This is a genomic window from Kibdelosporangium aridum, from assembly GCF_900176515.1.
In the GTDB taxonomy this organism is placed as follows: domain Bacteria; phylum Actinomycetota; class Actinomycetes; order Mycobacteriales; family Pseudonocardiaceae; genus Kibdelosporangium; species Kibdelosporangium aridum.
In genome coordinates this window covers 147,691-163,692 of record NZ_FWXV01000014.1, presented here as the reverse complement: position 1 = coordinate 163,692, position 16,002 = coordinate 147,691, and the positions used below count along the sequence as shown (strand labels likewise).

Genomic DNA, 16,002 nt, shown 5'->3' with positions numbered 1-16,002 from the left:
AATCCAGCTGTTGCTTCGTCATCGAGGAAATGAACTCACTGATTCGCTACTGCTGCATCGAATCGAGAAAGAAAACGGCTGGCCAGAGATGTTCGCATCGGGTGAGACGCGAGCGCGAGCTGTAGAACCCCGCCACCGACTCATTCGCGGTCGCTCTCACCGAATCTGGGCATTCGGGATGAGTTTCTTTGGCATCGCAGGGCTATTGGCAATTATTCGAGCCCTTACCTAGCGTGTCAAAAATCCACTTAGTGGGGGCCTTGCGATTCGGCGAGAGGGCAGGATGATCATCGTTGACCGTTCCCCTTCCCGTTGACGGCGGGAAGGGGAACGGTCTTTGACATCGATTGTCCTCCAGTCGAGTGTCCATCCAAGGTGACCGGGCGATCGCGAAGGGTCTGAACGAAGATGGGATCTTGTGTCCGTCGGCGAAGCGCCCGGAGCAGAACCGGCATCGGCAGGCCGACGGTTGGCAAGGAAGCACGGTCCGCGCGATTCTCGACAACCCTCGCTACACCCGGGTACGCGTTCTTCGGCCGGTGGTCACGGCAAGAATGCAGTTCGATCCGGACCACGTCAGCGCTGGGCACGTGGTTCGGTTCCGACGCGCGACCCCCGAGAAGGTGGTGATGCCTCGGCGACCGGCGCACCCGGAGATCGTGTCAGTTGAGGACTTCACCAGTTGGGCCATTACGGTCTTGGTTTGAGAATGAAGGAGCCATCTACGGATATCCCCATATGGCGATTGCACATACAAGCGATCCATATATAACTGGAATCGCTATTCGCACGGTTTGAACACGTATACGTGTTTTCGTTACACTCCTTGATTCAGTAATAGACCTTATTTGATCCTCTGTGAGTAGCGGTGCGCCTTGACGTACATCATGATGCAGATTCTTGATTTGAAGCGACAGTAATGGACCCTCGATCACGAGCGCTACTAAGGCCAGAACAACGAAGAATCCAGCAATAAAGAGCATTAGTAGTCGACTCATATCGTCCGTGAGTGCCCGACTGGCGTTAGCGATCGTGACTGCACCCACAGCAACTAAGCCAGCAAGAAATCTCTCCATAGACGCCTTGATGAGATCCTGCGACGATTTTAATGCCTGGCGAACTGTCTCGTTGGTTTGAGTATAAGCGTCCCTTGAGGTTTTTACGACTTCCGCGACTGCGTCACTTCGCAGGCCTACATAGATGACTTCCGCGCTGGCCTTGATATCTTCAGCGTGTTGAAAGGGGTCGTCCTGGTCGTACAAGCTTACAACCTGACTTATGGCCAGCAAGCGATCCGGACTGGCTTCCTGGAAGGCCCATTCGCGAAGTATTAGCGTGCTTGAGACCTTCTGCACCTCCAAGCTCTCGGGTGGCGGGAGCTGAAAACTTACACGCCTAAACCCTAGGAACTCGATTCGAACGCCCGCTTCGGATACCTGGACGTTCGACGCAAGTGAGACCCATGTGTAAATTGATGCGGCTGCTCTGCAATAGTCAACTATCTCCTTCCAGAACACTGCCGCGGAAGCCTGAATAGGCTGGGCGGCTAGAAGACAGTACGGGCGAATGAGACTCGACTTGTGAAGTGCAGCCTCGCCAGGCAATGGAGATTCGTGAATCGGTACCTGGAGCTGAAATGGCGCGCTTATCGTGGCGAAGCTGATAGTTCCGAGATGTACCGGCGGCGCGTCCCCCTCTAACGATATGTAAATTCGCCTCTTCATTTCCGGTGGAACGAAACGCGCGAGATTTCTCAATCCAGCTTCTCGGAAGTGTGCAACAATGGTATTTGAATTGGTAACAACAACTACTTCTATGCCTTCGGGTAGGTCTTGAATCGACGATTCTGGTTTCAGGAATGCGGTGATTGTCCAATTTAGAGGCAGTAGTAGGGCCGCTGTTGCATCGCCATCCCAGGCCAGGTGTGCATTGTTGACGTCGTCGTCGTCAAATAGTAAATAGGGATCTGCCCCTGGAAAATCGACGACCTCTAGTATGCCTTGGACGGTCCGTAGTCGAAGGCGGTGGCCAGCGATGACGCCGACCACCTCTAGATCGTCAAGGGTTGAGCCGAAAACCTGGACCCTATTGATATCGGCCTGGACATCTTCCGTTGGCTTATGCAAGCGTATATCTACCACCGAGTCAGGGATGTGCCAACCTTCCCGTAGGAGACCCCTAAGTTTATCGTTGAATTCTCCCAATCGAGATAGGTCGAGTGGAAATAAGTCGTTTACGAGCACTAGACCCCCATCTCGGGTTGGGTTCTCGTGCTAACAATAATCTGCCAACCCTGCTGCTCGGGATCTGGCACCACTTCGACGTTTCTCATTAGTGTCGGAGGCACTCGGACCTCAATACCGTCCGCGCGCCAAATAAGCGGCTTTGCGGCGACTTTGTTGGTTCTAACAATTCCTGCCGGCTGATTACTTTCTGTAGCTTCGCGGGCAGCCTCTTCTAGTTCGGGAAACCCATTTGTCGACAACTCAATGAGTACTTCGTCTAGTGGTCCCGCCAGTGTAACTGCCTTGCTTAGGGCGTCGTGTTGACGCTCAGGCGGCACTTGTTCAAGGATGGTTCTTGTTAGATCTGCCTCTGCTTCAAGGGATCGAGGACTCACCTCTACATCAAATGCAGCCTGAAAGTATTTTGCAGAACTAGCGTCGACGATGATTGCATCGCTAACGGCACGCACGTCCGGCCAGGAGAAGGCTTTTTGCAGCTTTCCCGGCTCAGGGAGAAGCTCCCTGAGAACCTGAAGTGTGACTTTGCCTGTGGCAACACTCATTCTGGCCGCCTCGACTACGGCGTCGAGCTTGAGGAGGGTGATATAGCCTAGCTGTCCCTCTTGATCAGCAGTATGCACCACTGCGAACACACAATCGCTAGCATTTGTCGACGTGGCCATCGCTGCTACGAGGGCATCTTGAAGTATCTTCGCCGACTCTTCGAACTTCTGATCGTCTAGAGTCCGAAAGTCGTCCAGGAGGGACGGCATGGTGGAGCCCTGCCTGAACCGGCTCCTCACGGTGGTATCTTTCACCGAGCGGACCTTGCCGACATGTCGGGTTAGAAAGTCTGCCTCATCAGGCCCGAAGGCGACCAAAGCTGGATCGATTACAGTTCGACCCCGCGCTTGTATAACCCCGAGCGCCACTCTGCGCACATCCATGTCGCGGTTATCGGCGGAACGCGGACGTTCGTAACGCTGGGTACCGTTGAGTGCGGGATGATATTGGTTAGATATTCGCCCGTGACAGAAACGTGCCTGATTGTCGGTCAAACTGTAATTGAAATGCGCATAACGGAACGCATGTTCGATTTGATCATCTGTGGAGTCCGTCTTCTAAGTTAATGTTGACAAACTCTTTTGCTAGCGCGTAGTAGCCGGATGCGACGGGAGTAGTGCCTAGGTCATGGACTCCCGTCGCTGGTGACACCAGTATGCGTATGCGGCGAGGCATAGTGCCTCGCCGCCTATGGTAGGAGATGTTGGTTGTGGATGTTTGCCGTTAGTAGTGCGTCTCGGGCGGGTTGGCGGTGGGATTGGACCAGACCAGATGTGGCGTGGTGCGGGGGTCGATGCGGACATAGTTCAGTGCGTTTTCCGCGGCGGCTAGGGAGTAGTGGTTGTTGCCGTTGGCGGTGACCATGTAGGCGCTGTCTTCGAAGGCTATGCCCCATGCGGCGATGGCGGCGTCTTCGCGGTGGCCGTGTTCGATCACGACGGCGAAGACGCGGGGTGCTTGGTCGGCGACCATTTCGACCAGCAGGCTGTTGAACTTCTCGTCGTCGCTGAGAGACTCAGGAGCGTCGAGCTCGGAAACGGTCTTGTCTGCTTCGGACTGGTTCGTGGGCATGATGGAGCTCCTTAGGACTATGCAGTGGGCTTGGTGCGGTTACGTGGATTGGATGTCTGGTTGGCTTTGCGGACTTCGTCGAGCAGGGTGGGGTCGTAGGTGTCGTAGAGGTCCATCATTGAGCGGACAAGGTGGACGTTCGCCTTGGTTTCGCCGGTTTCCACGCGGTGGAGGGCGCTGCGGGATTTGTCGAGTTTGGGCGCTGCGACTTCTAGGCGGAGGTGCGCTGCTTCTCGCATTCGGCGCAGCTTTGCTCCAAGGTTTCGGCGTAGATCTGGAGGGCGGTTTTGTGGGGACACGTCGGTTCTCCTAGGCGACGCTTGTTGGTTGGTTGTTGGGCGTTGTTGGGTGCACGGTTAGAGGGCGGTGATGGCGAAGGTTGCTGATGGTGTGGTGCGGCCGCACGTGTAGAGCATGTGGCGGGCGAGGTGACCGGGACCGTCCTTAGCCGGGGCGAGTCGGGTTCGGCTGATGGCCACTGCGGCGTTTGGTGTGTTGGTGATTGCGTGAGGCGTGCCGACTACGGCGAGGGCGAAAGCGATCACGTCGGTTTTGAGGTTCTCCGTGAGGTCGGGACTGAGACTGATCGTTGTGGCCAGGTCGTCGTTGCCTTGGTCGATGGTGACGAGTGCAGAGACGTTGGTCGAGGTGACGTCGGCGAGGTCGAAGACGTCCACATTGGCCGTCTCGGCCAGGGCAAGGACGCGTTGTAAGGGCGTGGCCTTTGTGAGTGGGCTGTCTTTGGGATAGCCGATGAGGTTCGTCATGGATGGGCGCACCAAGGGGAGTTCGCAGTCGGGGCAGAGTTCGGCGTTGTGGGGTGACTCGGTGTCGTTGGTGGGCATGAGGCGTCCTCATTGGTGCGTCGTGCGAAGGCCGCAGGGCTATGGAGTGGCCGCGAGGCGAAGGACGGCGCGGCAGTACGGGCAACGGCCGCGGGGCGGCTCAGTCATAGACGGCGGAATGACTGTGGCTCGGCATAAGGCGCGGTAGGTGCCGGAGCCGGAGGCGATGCCAGCGGCCATGTCGTCTCGGGTGACCGCGTGCTCAGCATCATCGACGACGCTCACGACCCACATAGGGCGCGCGGGGCGCGTCGGCGCGCTGGGCATCGCGGACATGATGGTGCTTCTCCTTCCGGGTTGGTCGCGGGCGAGAAGGGACAGTTCTTCTCGCCCGCGACGGTTGCCCGGCGGTGGGTTGACGCCTGATCAGTTGTCCCGCTGGGCGGCCGTGCCTCGACCGAATCGGGCGATCTCGGCTGGCTGAAATCAGCATGTCGGGAATCCAGATCCCAGACCACGATCTTGGGACGACATATGGCGACATGAGCTTTTCCGGCCGGTTCGGAGCGGAGATTTGGGCCGAGCGGGCCGGGTACGCGCCTTACCTGTCCGGTTGTCCCAAGTGAAGGTCTTCCCAGGTCATGAGGCTAATGAGCGGTGTCCTGCTACTGGGACAGGTCCGTTTATCGTCGGACTGGAAAGGACGGCCTGGGACGGGCTTGTTTGCCGCTCGTGCGAGACTGAAATCAGCTGGTGAGTGAGGGCTGTTCGTTACTCGGGTGGAGCGGACGGGAGAGGTTTCGATGCGCGCGTTCCGGACTGTGCTTGAGCAGAAGATCAGGGAACGGCGGCTGAGCATCGAGGAGTTTGCTGAATTCGCCGAGGTGTTCGCCCGGGAACGTCCTGAGCTGAAGCTTGGCACAGTCACTGCGCGGCACCTTCAGCGGCTGGCGTCTGGGGTTGGGCCGAAGGGACGGCCGCTTGGCGAGGTACGCCCGGCGACTGCTCGGCTCTTGGAGAGAATTTTCGGCATCAGCATTGACCAGTTGTTGGCGCCGCCACGTGCAGAGCTATCGGCCGTGGACTTGGACAGGCTTGGTGGGGTGTTCGACTGGTTGGACGCGCGTGCTGGGTGGCTGCCTGAGTCGAGTCAATCGGAGGTGACGTCGCGGCTGGCGGCTGTAGACACCGAAGCGCTGCATGACCGGCTGGTTCGGCGGGCTCATGTCGGACGGAGTCAGCTCAGCCGGGCGCTGGGGGAGTATTACGCCGACTCGGTCGATGGGTATGGCGTGTACGGCGTTCGAGTCGCGGACCGTGAACTGGTCACGAGCATTGTCACGCGTTCAGAGTGGGTTGATCTCACTACGCCACTAGTGCCGGAGAACGAGCGGTTTGAGCTCGTGACGACGTCGATGGTTAGTGGGGACGTCGATGTGCGGCATGCCGTCGATCGTTTGGCCGAGGCTGCGGCGCTGGACGTGCGCATGACCGACTTGCCGATCTACCGGTTGTTGGATCTCGCCGTTCGGTCCGGCAAGATCGCAGGCACGGTGACGCTCTCACCGTTCGCTGAGTACGCGCTCTCGATGGACCTATTGGAAGGCGAGTTCATCGATGCGCTCGCTGGTCAGCGTGGGAAATTGACGCTGCGGGATCGGTACTTGCCGGATCTAGCCGCAGTGCTGGACCTGCGGGGACGGCTCTGCGCTGGTGGGGTGCTTGCCTTGTGTGCGATTGCGCGTCCAGCCGATCCACACCGTGGTCCGGCGGACTTCGCGCTATTGGTTCAGGAACGTTCGCCGACCGTGCTCAATGGGGCACGGCGGCTATCTGTGATCCCTAAGTCCTTCCATCAGCCGCTCAAGGACGCTCGGGCTGATGCTCGAATTAGCGCGACCCTTCTGAGGGAGATGGAAGAGGAGTTGTTTGGGCGCGCTGAGGTGGATGGAACCGTTGGCGGACATAGGATTGCTGCGCCGATGCACCCGAGTCGCTTGTCCGAACCGATGCGGTGGCTGATGGAGGACGACGGGCGGCTGCGCATGGAGTGCACCGGGTTCGGGCTGAACCTCGTCAGCGGCAACTATGAGTTCGCTGGTCTGGTCGTCATCGATGACGAGGAGTTTTGGACGCGCTTCGGTGGGCACGTCGAGGCGAACTGGGAAGCCGTCGGCCTTCGGGTGTATTCCAGCTTGGACGCTGAACTGGTCGGCGAACTGGTCTCGGATGAGTCCTGGAGCAACGAAGGGCTGTTCGCGTTCCTGCTCGGCTTGAAGCGGCTGGGGGAGTTGGGCGGCGATCGGGTTAGGCTGCCGGAGCTGACGGCCACCGTACGGTGATGATCACCGTTTCGTCGATCGCTTCCCATGAGTGGTCGATCCCCGGTCCCCATAGGACATAGTCGCCCTGCTTGGTCAGGTTGAAGCTGCCCTCGGTGAGATCTAGGCGGAAGTTTCCCTGTACCAACAGAAGTAGCGTTGTGCGCTGGTCGTCGGAGGTCCATTCTGGACGCTTGTCGCCGGCGGGGTGGACACCCCATTTGACCTCGACGTCTTTCGATGCGCGGACGCCTTTGGATGGGTCTATGAAGTGGCCCAGCAGCCAGCCGCGGGTGTCTCCGGTGTCTTCTCCGGCGTTTCCGTGGGTCCAGTTTGCAGCCACTTAGGTTGTCTCCCATTCGATCTCGGGCAGGTTGACTCTACCGCCACCCAGCTCCCGCAGGCGGCGAAGTCCTTGCAGGAGGGCGAAAAGGCCTTCGTTGCTCCACGCCACGTCCTGGATCAGGTGCGTGATCTGGTCAGTGTCCAGCGTGGAGTACTGGCGCAGCGTTGATGCTTCCCAGTTCGCTTCGATCATGCCGCCGTAGAGCGTCCAGAACTCTTCGTCGTCGATGACGATCAGGCCCGCGAACTCGTAGTTGCCGCTGACGAGATTCAGCCCGAACCCGGTGCACTCCATGCGCATTCGGCTGGGATCGGACCTCAGCCAACGCATCGGCTCAGATAGCCTGCTTGGGTGCATGGGGTCGGCGAAGCGTTGTTCGCCCACCGTGTTGTCGACATCATCCCGGCCGAAGAGTTCCTCTTCGATCTCGCGCCGCAGGGTCGCGCCGATTTGGGCGTCTGCTCGGTAGTCGGTGAGCGGCTGGTGAAAGCCTTTCGGGATCGGTGCCAGCCGACGTGCGGCGTTGACCACGTGTCCCGAGCGTTCCTGCACCAGAAGAACGTAGTCGGCCGGGCCGCGATATGGGTCCGCCGGGCGGGCTATTGCAGTTAGTGCCAACGTGCCGCCTGCGCAGAGACGGTCCGACAGGTTCAGGATGCTGTCGAGATCGGGTAGGTATCGGTCGCGTAGAGGGTGCGTGGTCGTGCCGGTTGTCAGCGCGTCTACGAACTCGCCTTCGAGCAGGTCCATGGTCAGGGCGTAGTGCACGAACGTGCTTACGCCGACCGTTCCGCCGAGTTCGCCGCGGTGAATGTCGGTGCTAAGCAGCTGGTAGATCGGCATATCGACCATGCGAATGCCTAGCGCCAGTGTCTCGGCCAGACGTTGGGCAGCTTGTCCTGCCGCCTCGTTGTCGAGGGTGACAGCTGGCCTGGCCGCGCTGGTGAGGTTGAGGCGGTCGTTGCTGGCGACCAACGGACAGGCGAGGTCCAGCCAGTCTGGCCGCGTGAGAATGCTTGTGGTTACGCCGTTTCCGGCGGCGTACAGGCCGCTGGGGTTGCCGTAGTACTCGGCCAGTGCGCGGGCGATTTGCTGCTGGTCCACGCGACCGCGCTTTCGGCCGCGTAGTTCCAGGTCGTGAGGGTCGACGCGTTGGACTCGGGAGGCGACCTCTCGACGGCTTGTGCCGGGTTGCCAGCCTGCATGGTGGTCTAGCCAGTCGAGGGCTGAGGTGATGTTCGGGTCGGCTGACAGGCGGTCGCCTGGGGTTGAGCTGGTCTTGTAGCTGAGTTTGGCGAAGCGTGCTTGGACTGCGGGCGGGGCCTGTTCGAGAGCGGTGTCCAGGATTCGTTGCATCTCGGATTGCGGGCGCAAGGTGGGTTTCTTGTGCCAGGCGGCGACGGTTCGGACGCCTATTCCTAGGTGCTGCGCGAATGCCTCATTGCTTAGACGTAGGGCTGCCTGGAGTGCGCCCGCGGTCTTGCCGGTCCAGCCGCTTACCAGGCTCATTGCGTCCCCCGCGTCGCTTTATGCATTGAACCTGCACTGGTTGTGCACTGGTGATGCATCGTTTCGCCGCGTAATTCGCAGTGGAATTAGTGGCATGAAAAGCACCGCGCTACCGGGTCTTCCGGACATGTTCGATCATCTTCGCGAGATCGGCTTTCAGATCGTCGAGACGGTCGGTGATGTCGTCGAGCCTTCGCTCCAGGCCGTCCAAACGGGACATCACATTGTTGTCCCGTTGCATCACCGGTTCGCCGGGCGCTGGCGGGGTTCGGCCGCGCAACACCGCCTCAAGGTGCTGTGGGTGCAGGCCGAGGGCCGTCGAGAGGGATTCGAGGGTTCGGGCGCTGCGTCGGCGTTCAACGACGTGGTGCTGGATTTCGCGGACGATGGCTTGCGACACCTGCGAGCGTTCGGCCAGTTCGCGCTGACGCCATCCGAGTTCGTTGACTCGCTCGTTGATGGCCTTCGCGACCGCCGCCCAATCCTCCGACACCTATTCCTCCGCGCTCCGCCTCGGCGCCGAGATTAGCGGTTCTTCGCCTTTCCGTGGCGTGACACGACGCGTTCCGCGCTGCGGTGGCTATCTCACGCGCAATTGAGCGCTGAAATCAACACTATGTTGTTGAAATCATCAAACCTAAGGACTTTTGCTATGCGCACTTCTCTGTCTTTTTCGTATTCCGTTCGCCAGGCTGCTTGGATTCTGGGCATCTCGCCGTCCGTGGTGTCGCGTTCGATCAGGCTCGGCACGCTTCGGACCGTCGGGCGTCGCGGTCGTCGTGTTGTGCCTGCATCTGCGCTGGTCAAGCTGCTGGATGGCAGTCCGGGCGCGCGTCATGACGACTGATTACCGGCTTGTCGGCATCGCTTGGCGGCTTGATCGGCTGCGTTGGGTGCCGCGTGAGGTCCTGGCGGAGGTCGTTCTCCGTGATGGGCTGTGCATGTGGGGCTGGACCGAGGATGAGCCCGCTTGGCAGGAGGAACGGCTTACCGATCAGGAGTTGGCCGCCGTGCTGTGCTCCGGGTGCCCTGTCCAGGACGAATGCCTGGAACTGGAACTCCGGGCGGCAGGGCTGGACACGGTCGGCGTGTGGGGCGCGCTCTCGGAGGATAACCGCCGCGCGCTGTACCCGCACTGGCGTCAACGCGGCGAACGCGCCGAGGACGGGGCGACGCCATGACGACCATCAGCTTGTCCGCGGTTGAGATCATGGCTGGTCTCGGGGTGCTTCTTGTGTTGTTCGTGGTCTGGCGGGCTGGTTCTCGCCGGGCGAAGGCTGTCGCCGAGGCTGCTCGGTCTGGCGCGCGGTTCATGTCACTTGCGGGTCGGGTGCTGTTCACTGCCGGGCTGATCGTGGCCGCTCAGTGGTTGGTGATCACGCAGGCTGGTACCGGGTGGTTGCTGCTCGCGGTGCTTGGTGTGCCTGCGTTGTTCGCGTCGTACACGCTGACACGTGCGTTGACGGTGACCACGCAGGATATGCCAAGGCGGCGGCGATGAGTGCCGAGTCTGTGGAAGCCGTGGCCTCTCAAGTGGATCGGTTGTGTTGGACCGGGATTCTTCTCGGGCTGGCATTCACGATGACCAATGTTCAGCAGTTCGCGGCTGCCGGTGCCACGCCGTGGTCTTTGCCTTGGCTTGCGGCGTGGCTGCTGGACCCGATGGTGTCGCTGGTGCTGCTGGCGATTCTTCGGGCGGAGCAGGTTCTCGCGCGGCATGGCGTTCGGACCGGCGGATGGGTGCGGGGCGCGAAATGGTTCACGCTCGCGGCTACGTACGTCATGAACACGTGGGCCGCCTACGCGGCGGGTTCGGCGTCGTCGGTTGTGCTGCATTCGGTGCCGCCTCTGGTTGTGTTCGTCGCGGCTGAGGCGGTCACCGATTTACGGGACAAGCTGGGCGAGGCTGCCGGGAGGGCATCCAAGACCGTTGAGAAGGCGGAGAGTCCACGGCGGACGACGTTCGCGGAGTATCTGGCCGTTGCGCGTGCGGCTCGGAAGCGCGACACGGTCGTCACGCCTGCGTGGGTTCGTGAGGTCACCGGCTGTTCGCGTGGCTTGTCGTCCAAGTTGGCTGCCGCGCTCAAGGCGCCGTCATGAGCGGACACGAGGTAGTACGCGCAGTCTTGAATGCCGAACTGGTCGACGAGACTCCAGCCGCGCACGTGAACTCCGGCGGGTTCATGAACTGGTGGCAGCGTTCACGGCGCGTGCCGGACGTCTTCAAGTCGCGGCAGGGCCTCAAGGACGCGGCGGCCTGGTTGGTTCGAGTGCCTTTCCGTTTCGTCGGCGCTGTGGGGCGTGGACTGATCGTGTCAGCGCGGGCGTGGCGTCGGTGGGTTCGGGTCATCGACTACCGCGAGGCGGCCGAACATGCCGAGAAGCTAGCCGACAAGTTCGTTGAGATTCGGGCGTTGACGTTGTTCCGGTGGAAGGTAACTGGGCTTGTCGCGGTGCTCGTGTCGTTCTTGGTGGCTCTTGTTGATCTGGTGTACGGCGGTGGGCCGTTGTGGATCACGGGCGCGGTTGGCTCGGTGGTGTTGGCGATTGTTGGACGTCGCAAGGACGGTTCGCCCGGTCGTAAGGCGGTGTTGGCTGGACCGCGGACGCTGACTTGGACGATGGACCCTCAGGTCCTGGTGGACGCTTTCCGGGACGCGAAGCTGATCGGCAAGGACGAATCGCTTCGTCTGGTTGAGCGTGCTTCGCGGGTTGGCGACGGGTGGTCGATCACGGTTGACCTGCCAGCCACGCGCAAGGCGGACGACGTGATCAAGCATCGGGATGCGTTGGCGTCGGCCTTGGCGGTCGATGAGGTGCAGTTGATCGTTGAGCGCGTCCGCGGTCGAGGCGGGCACGCCGGGCGTGTGTTCTTGTGGGTCGCTGATGAGGATCCGTACGCCGGGCCACCGCTGCGTACACCGTTGCTGGACGTCGAGTACTGGGATGCCTGGCAACCAGTTCCCTTCGGGCGGGACGCTCGGAACCGTCGCATCGATCTTCCGTTGGTGTGGACGTCGTTGTTGGTCGGAGCGATTCCGAGGCAGGGCAAGACATTCGCTACGCGTTTGGCTGCAGCGGGGTTGATCCTCGATCCGTACACGCGGCTGTACGTGTTCGATGGCAAGGGCGGGAAGGACTGGGACGCGGCGGAGCAAATCGCGCACCGGTTCGTGTGTGGCGACGAGCTAGAGCATGTCGAGTTAGTGCGGGACCACTTGGTGGAACTGGCGGCAGAAGTCCAATCCCGCTACGCTCGCATGGCCACTTTGGACGACGAGATCTGTCCGGAGTCGAAGATCACGCCGGGGATCTCGCGTGACATCAACCTACGGATGCCGATCACCGCCGTGGTGATCGATGAGGTTCAGGTGTTCCTGGAAAACCCGACCAGGCAGGACGTTGGCGGCAAGAAGACCACGGTCGGCACGTACATCGCGGACCTGCTGACGTACCTGGTTCGGAAGGGACCGGCGGCAGGGATTGTGGTCATCCTGGCGACTCAACGGCCGGACTCGAACACCATTCCGTCGCGCCTGCGGGCAGTATTGGGGTCGCGGTTCGCCTTGCGGGTGATGGACTGGCGGGATTCGAACATCGTTCTTGGCGAACAGATGAACACGCGTGGGTATGACGCGTCCACGCTGCTGCCGAGCCACAAGGGAGTGGGCATCCTGCGGCCGGACGGTGAGACGGCGGGCGCGGACATGTTGGCCACGACTGTGCGGACCTTCTACATGCCCAACACTGAATGGCGGACGATCTGCGCACGTGGCCGGGCGCTCCGCGAAGCGGCGGGCACGCTCACTGGTCACGCGGCTGGTGACGACGCAACGCGGGCTATCGACCCGTCTGCCGTCGTCATGGCCTTGGGACCTGCCACTGACGGTGACGGTGATCTGCCGGAGCCGTTGGCCTCAGTGGTCGAGTATCTGGGTGATGACCTCGACAGCCGGGAGTTCGTGCCGACGGCGGAACTGGTCGAGGCGCTGGACGTTGAGCCGACGGCGTTCGCCCGGCAGATGAGCGAGTTGGGATGCAAGCCAGTCAGGCAGTACGTACCGACCGACGATGGTGGAACGCGCCGAGTCCGCGGGTACATGACGGCCGACGTTCGAACTGCGATTGATGATTTCGGCTCAACGCGTGGAGATGACGGTGTCCGCGATGACCTTTGAAATCGATGGCAACACGATCCACCTTCCCGAACAACTTCCTGCGCTGACACCGGAGGTATGCCGCATACTGCTAGCGATGCTGATTGACCTGACCACAGTCGAGGTCCTGGACGAAGAGGGTTGTCATGACTGCTGAAATCAGCCGTGACCCGTGGGCGACGCTGGATGACCTTCTCGGCGTCGAGGTGATGGACACTGCCGAGACCGGTATTGGCCCGGTGGCCTTCTACGGCCGGTGTTCAACCGAAGACAACCAGGACCCCGAGACGTCGCATGCTTGGCAGGCAGGCAACGCACGCAAGTTCGTCGAGCCGCTGGGCGGAGAGATCGTTGCGGACTACTTCGATGTCGGGCAGTCAAGGTCCGTGCCGTGGGAGCGTCGTCCCGAAGCCGCTCGGCTGCTCGCCGCGCTGAAGGACCCGAGGCGGCAATGGACCGCCATCGTGGTCGGTGAAGGGACGCGGTGTTGGTTCGGAAACCAGTTCTCACTGGTCGCGCCGCGGTTTCAGGCTTACGGGGTCGATCTGTGGGTGCCTGAACTGGGAGGTAAGTTCGACTCACGCAATCCGTCCCACAAGATGTTGATGAGCGTCTTGGGCGGCATGAGTGAGTCCGAGCGGCAGCATGTGCAGGCGCGGGTTCGGGCGGCGATGGACGCACAGGTGGTCAACGAAGGTCGGCATCAGGGCGGCAGGGCACCGTACGGCTACGTGGTGGTGGACGGCGGGCCGCATCCGAACCCGCGTAAGGCGGCCGAGGGGTACCGGTTGCGGGTGCTGGCGATTGACGAGCGTGCGGCAGAGGCTGTCCGGCGCATCTTTGCCGAATACCTTGCGGGCGCCGGTGATCGGGCGATCGCAAGTGGACTGAACCGGGACGGCATCCCGTGTCCGTCGGCGCGTCGGCCGGAGCAGAATCGGCACCGGTTGGCCGATGGATGGCAGGGCAGTACCGTCCGAGCGATTCTGGAGAACCCGCGCTATACCGGGTATGCCATCTTTGGTCGCTGGACGAAGCAAGAGACGTTGTTCGATCCGGACGACGTGTCAGCGGGGCACGTCGTCCGGTTTCGGCGAGCTGCGCCCGATCGTGTGGTTCGTTCCCGGCGGCCTGCTCATCCGGCGATTGTCAGCGTGGAGGACTTCACGCAGGCGCAGCTGATCCGGCGGTCACGTGGTGCGGGTGGGATGCGTGGCATTGCGAAGTTGGAGCGCAGCCGGACTGGTGGCAAGCAGACGTACCTGATGCGTGGTCGGGTGCGGTGCTGCATCTGTACGCGCAAGATGCAGGGCGGTGTGATCCGGAAAGGCGTCTACTACCGCTGCCTTGCTCGCACGCTCGCGCCCGGCTCAGAGGCCTTGGCGGATCACCCCAAGACGGTGAACTTGCGTGAGGACACCTTGCTCCCAGCTGTGAACGGCTGGATTCGCCGGATCTTTGCTCACGAGAACGTTGACGAGACCGTCGCGGAGCTCTTGGCATCCCAGGAAGGGGCGACCGGTGACGCCAACACCCACGAGCAGGCGAGGCGACGGCTTGCTGATGCGGAGACGAGGTTGAAGCGGCATCAGGCAGCGATCACGGCCGGTGTCGACCCGGCGGCATTGGTCGAAGTGATCAACGAGGCACAAGCGGAACGTGAGGCTGCACGGGCGGAGTTGGCCAATGTGCCGAGTGTGCAACTGGTCACTGATGCTCAGGTCTACGCAATGATCGACTCATTGGGTGATCTTGACGAGACTCTGAAGGAGAAGAAGCCTGATCGGCTTGCCGAGCTGTACGAGAAGCTGGGGCTTGAGCTGCGGTTTCACCCAATAGAAAAGGCCGTCTATGCGACGGCCTACCCACGTGTGGTTAGCGAGTGTGTCCGAGGGGGGACTCGACACCCGATTTGTGGAACGCCTGCGCAGTGCAGGTGTTCATGTAGTTCACAGTAGGCCCTTCTAAAGATCACTACAAGCCACAGTGGACGCTCGTTAAAGGCCTTGCGTGGGGCTCGTCGGCGGTTCGATGCCACCACGAGCGGCAATGTTGAAGCTGGCTCGGGCCTGGTGTGACGGAGCCGCTGTGGCTCAGTGTCCTTTATCGTTCCGCTCGGCGACCGGCACCATGACCTTGACCTGCGAGATGCGCCTCAGTCGGAGCGTTCTCTGAAATGGTCATGACTTCTCCGCCGATCCGGGGCCTGGCGTCGGTTGTGGTGCTGAGGATGAAATAGGCCCCACGTGCCTTCAAGGAGGCTGGCGCGTTCGTTCTTGAGCAGGGGTTTTGGGAGCCGATGCAGGTGGGGACGATGGCAGAGAGGACAGGTTGAACAACGCCAGCAACGTCTCGAACTCACACTCAACGATGTCGCGGAGACCAGGTCATGATCACGCCTGCGCCACAGCGCAACGCGGTGTACCGCAATCCAGATTCGTCTTCTAGCGACATGGCCTCGGCGCGGACGCACTGAGGCCGCGTAGATCGCTGCCGGCATCCAACGTCTGGATTGAGTCATTCGAGACACCGGAAATCGTGCCGCCGCGAGCAACGCTGTTGAACCGTCGGCGCGCGGGCAAACTCACTATCCAGCAGCGGCGGACCTCAACGCGGTGGCCGACACGACTTGATGGGTACGAGCTCGGCGACCTTGGGGGTCGTTCCGATCCTCCATAGCCCCCGTTCGCGAGCGGTGTCCGTCATACCGCCGTCCGGGACGCGTGCGTCCCGGACGGCGGTCTCACCCCATCGCCAGTTGTCGAAGTAGAGCGTGGCTCCTGGCACGAGTGCGGACTGTGGAGCTCAGCTCGATAGTTCCCGGCCGGCCAGCCGACACTCCAGATGTCGTGTTCGGCCCCGTGCCACCTGTTGTCGCGGAGAATCTCCGGGTCGACTGCGGCGTCGAGGTTCCGGACGATGACGAATGACTTGACCGGATCCCAGTCAATGTCTGGGTTGTACGCCGCCGTCCAGGGGATGTTGAGCGTGGCGATGTGGGGATCGCGCCGCTGTTGACCCAGA

Annotated in this window: 16 protein-coding genes; 7 read left to right on the top strand and 9 right to left on the bottom strand. The window is 61.3% G+C overall.

The window, feature by feature from the left end:
* The first annotated feature begins 362 nt into the window (after positions 1–362).
* Positions 363–707, top strand: a complete 345-nt coding sequence (locus B9C43_RS49275; RefSeq protein WP_235039287.1) for a recombinase family protein — start codon at positions 363–365, stop codon at positions 705–707.
* 15 nt (positions 708–722) lie between these two features.
* On the opposite strand, the gene B9C43_RS56285 is transcribed toward B9C43_RS49275, so the two are convergent.
* The 5 genes from B9C43_RS56285 to B9C43_RS49255 form a co-directional block, all read right to left on the bottom strand.
* Entirely contained in the window at positions 723–2,243 is a 1,521-nt protein-coding gene (locus B9C43_RS56285; RefSeq protein WP_143447142.1) for a type 2 periplasmic-binding domain-containing protein, read from the bottom strand.
* Positions 2,243–3,043: a hypothetical protein gene (locus B9C43_RS49270; RefSeq protein WP_143447141.1), complete on the bottom strand. Its 801-nt coding sequence runs from the start codon at positions 3,041–3,043 to the stop codon at positions 2,243–2,245. Before B9C43_RS49270 ends, B9C43_RS56285 begins: the two co-directional genes overlap by 1 nt.
* A gap of 469 nt (positions 3,044–3,512) precedes the next feature.
* Positions 3,513–3,860, bottom strand: coding sequence for a hypothetical protein (locus B9C43_RS49265; RefSeq protein ID WP_084434211.1), 348 nt, complete (start codon positions 3,858–3,860; stop codon positions 3,513–3,515).
* Between the two features lie 17 nt (positions 3,861–3,877).
* Positions 3,878–4,159 carry a helix-turn-helix domain-containing protein gene (locus B9C43_RS49260; protein WP_268811628.1) on the bottom strand — a complete coding sequence of 94 codons (282 nt, stop codon included), beginning with the start codon at positions 4,157–4,159 and terminating at the stop codon, positions 3,878–3,880.
* Positions 4,160–4,216: 57 nt separating this feature from the next.
* Positions 4,217–4,705, bottom strand: a complete 489-nt coding sequence (locus tag B9C43_RS49255; protein WP_084434209.1) for a hypothetical protein — start codon at positions 4,703–4,705, stop codon at positions 4,217–4,219.
* A 761-nt stretch (positions 4,706–5,466) separates the two neighbouring features.
* Between B9C43_RS49255 and B9C43_RS49250 the strand changes: the two genes are divergently transcribed.
* Positions 5,467–6,987, top strand: coding sequence for a transcriptional regulator (locus B9C43_RS49250; protein ID WP_143447140.1), 1,521 nt, complete (start codon positions 5,467–5,469; stop codon positions 6,985–6,987).
* Here the strand turns inward: B9C43_RS49250 and B9C43_RS49245 are convergent.
* The 4 genes from B9C43_RS49245 to B9C43_RS57205 all read right to left on the bottom strand — a co-directional run bounded on the left by B9C43_RS49245 (position 6,953) and on the right by B9C43_RS57205 (position 9,571).
* Positions 6,953–7,309: a signal peptidase I gene (locus B9C43_RS49245; RefSeq protein ID WP_084434207.1), complete on the bottom strand. Its 357-nt coding sequence runs from the start codon at positions 7,307–7,309 to the stop codon at positions 6,953–6,955. The genes B9C43_RS49250 and B9C43_RS49245 overlap by 35 nt on opposite strands.
* Complete coding sequence (locus tag B9C43_RS49240) at positions 7,310–8,821, bottom strand: transcriptional regulator (protein ID WP_084434206.1); 1,512 nt, start codon at positions 8,819–8,821, stop codon at positions 7,310–7,312.
* 109 nt (positions 8,822–8,930) lie between these two features.
* A complete protein-coding gene (locus tag B9C43_RS49235; RefSeq protein ID WP_084434205.1) occupies positions 8,931–9,314 on the bottom strand; it encodes a helix-turn-helix domain-containing protein in 384 nt (127 codons plus the stop codon).
* Positions 9,315–9,406: 92 nt separating this feature from the next.
* Positions 9,407–9,571, bottom strand: a complete 165-nt coding sequence (locus B9C43_RS57205) for a hypothetical protein (protein WP_160097293.1) — start codon at positions 9,569–9,571, stop codon at positions 9,407–9,409.
* Positions 9,572–9,657: 86 nt separating this feature from the next.
* Here B9C43_RS57205 and B9C43_RS49225 point away from each other — a divergent pair, with 86 nt between their 5' ends.
* From B9C43_RS49225 to B9C43_RS49205, 5 genes are all read left to right on the top strand, one after another.
* Complete coding sequence (locus B9C43_RS49225) at positions 9,658–10,002, top strand: WhiB family transcriptional regulator (RefSeq protein ID WP_084434203.1); 345 nt, start codon at positions 9,658–9,660, stop codon at positions 10,000–10,002.
* Positions 9,999–10,322 carry a hypothetical protein gene (locus B9C43_RS49220; RefSeq protein ID WP_084434202.1) on the top strand — a complete coding sequence of 108 codons (324 nt, stop codon included), beginning with the start codon at positions 9,999–10,001 and terminating at the stop codon, positions 10,320–10,322. The genes B9C43_RS49225 and B9C43_RS49220 overlap by 4 nt, the downstream gene beginning before the upstream one ends.
* A complete protein-coding gene (locus B9C43_RS49215; RefSeq protein WP_084434201.1) occupies positions 10,319–10,921 on the top strand; it encodes a hypothetical protein in 603 nt (200 codons plus the stop codon). Before B9C43_RS49220 ends, B9C43_RS49215 begins: the two co-directional genes overlap by 4 nt.
* Complete coding sequence (locus B9C43_RS49210; protein WP_084434200.1) at positions 10,918–12,999, top strand: FtsK/SpoIIIE domain-containing protein; 2,082 nt, start codon at positions 10,918–10,920, stop codon at positions 12,997–12,999. Before B9C43_RS49215 ends, B9C43_RS49210 begins: the two co-directional genes overlap by 4 nt.
* A gap of 125 nt (positions 13,000–13,124) precedes the next feature.
* The gene (locus B9C43_RS49205; RefSeq protein WP_084434199.1) at positions 13,125–14,936 is read left to right on the top strand and encodes a recombinase family protein; all 1,812 of its coding nucleotides are present in this window, start codon (positions 13,125–13,127) and stop codon (positions 14,934–14,936) included.
* Positions 14,937–16,002: the final 1,066 nt, after the last annotated feature.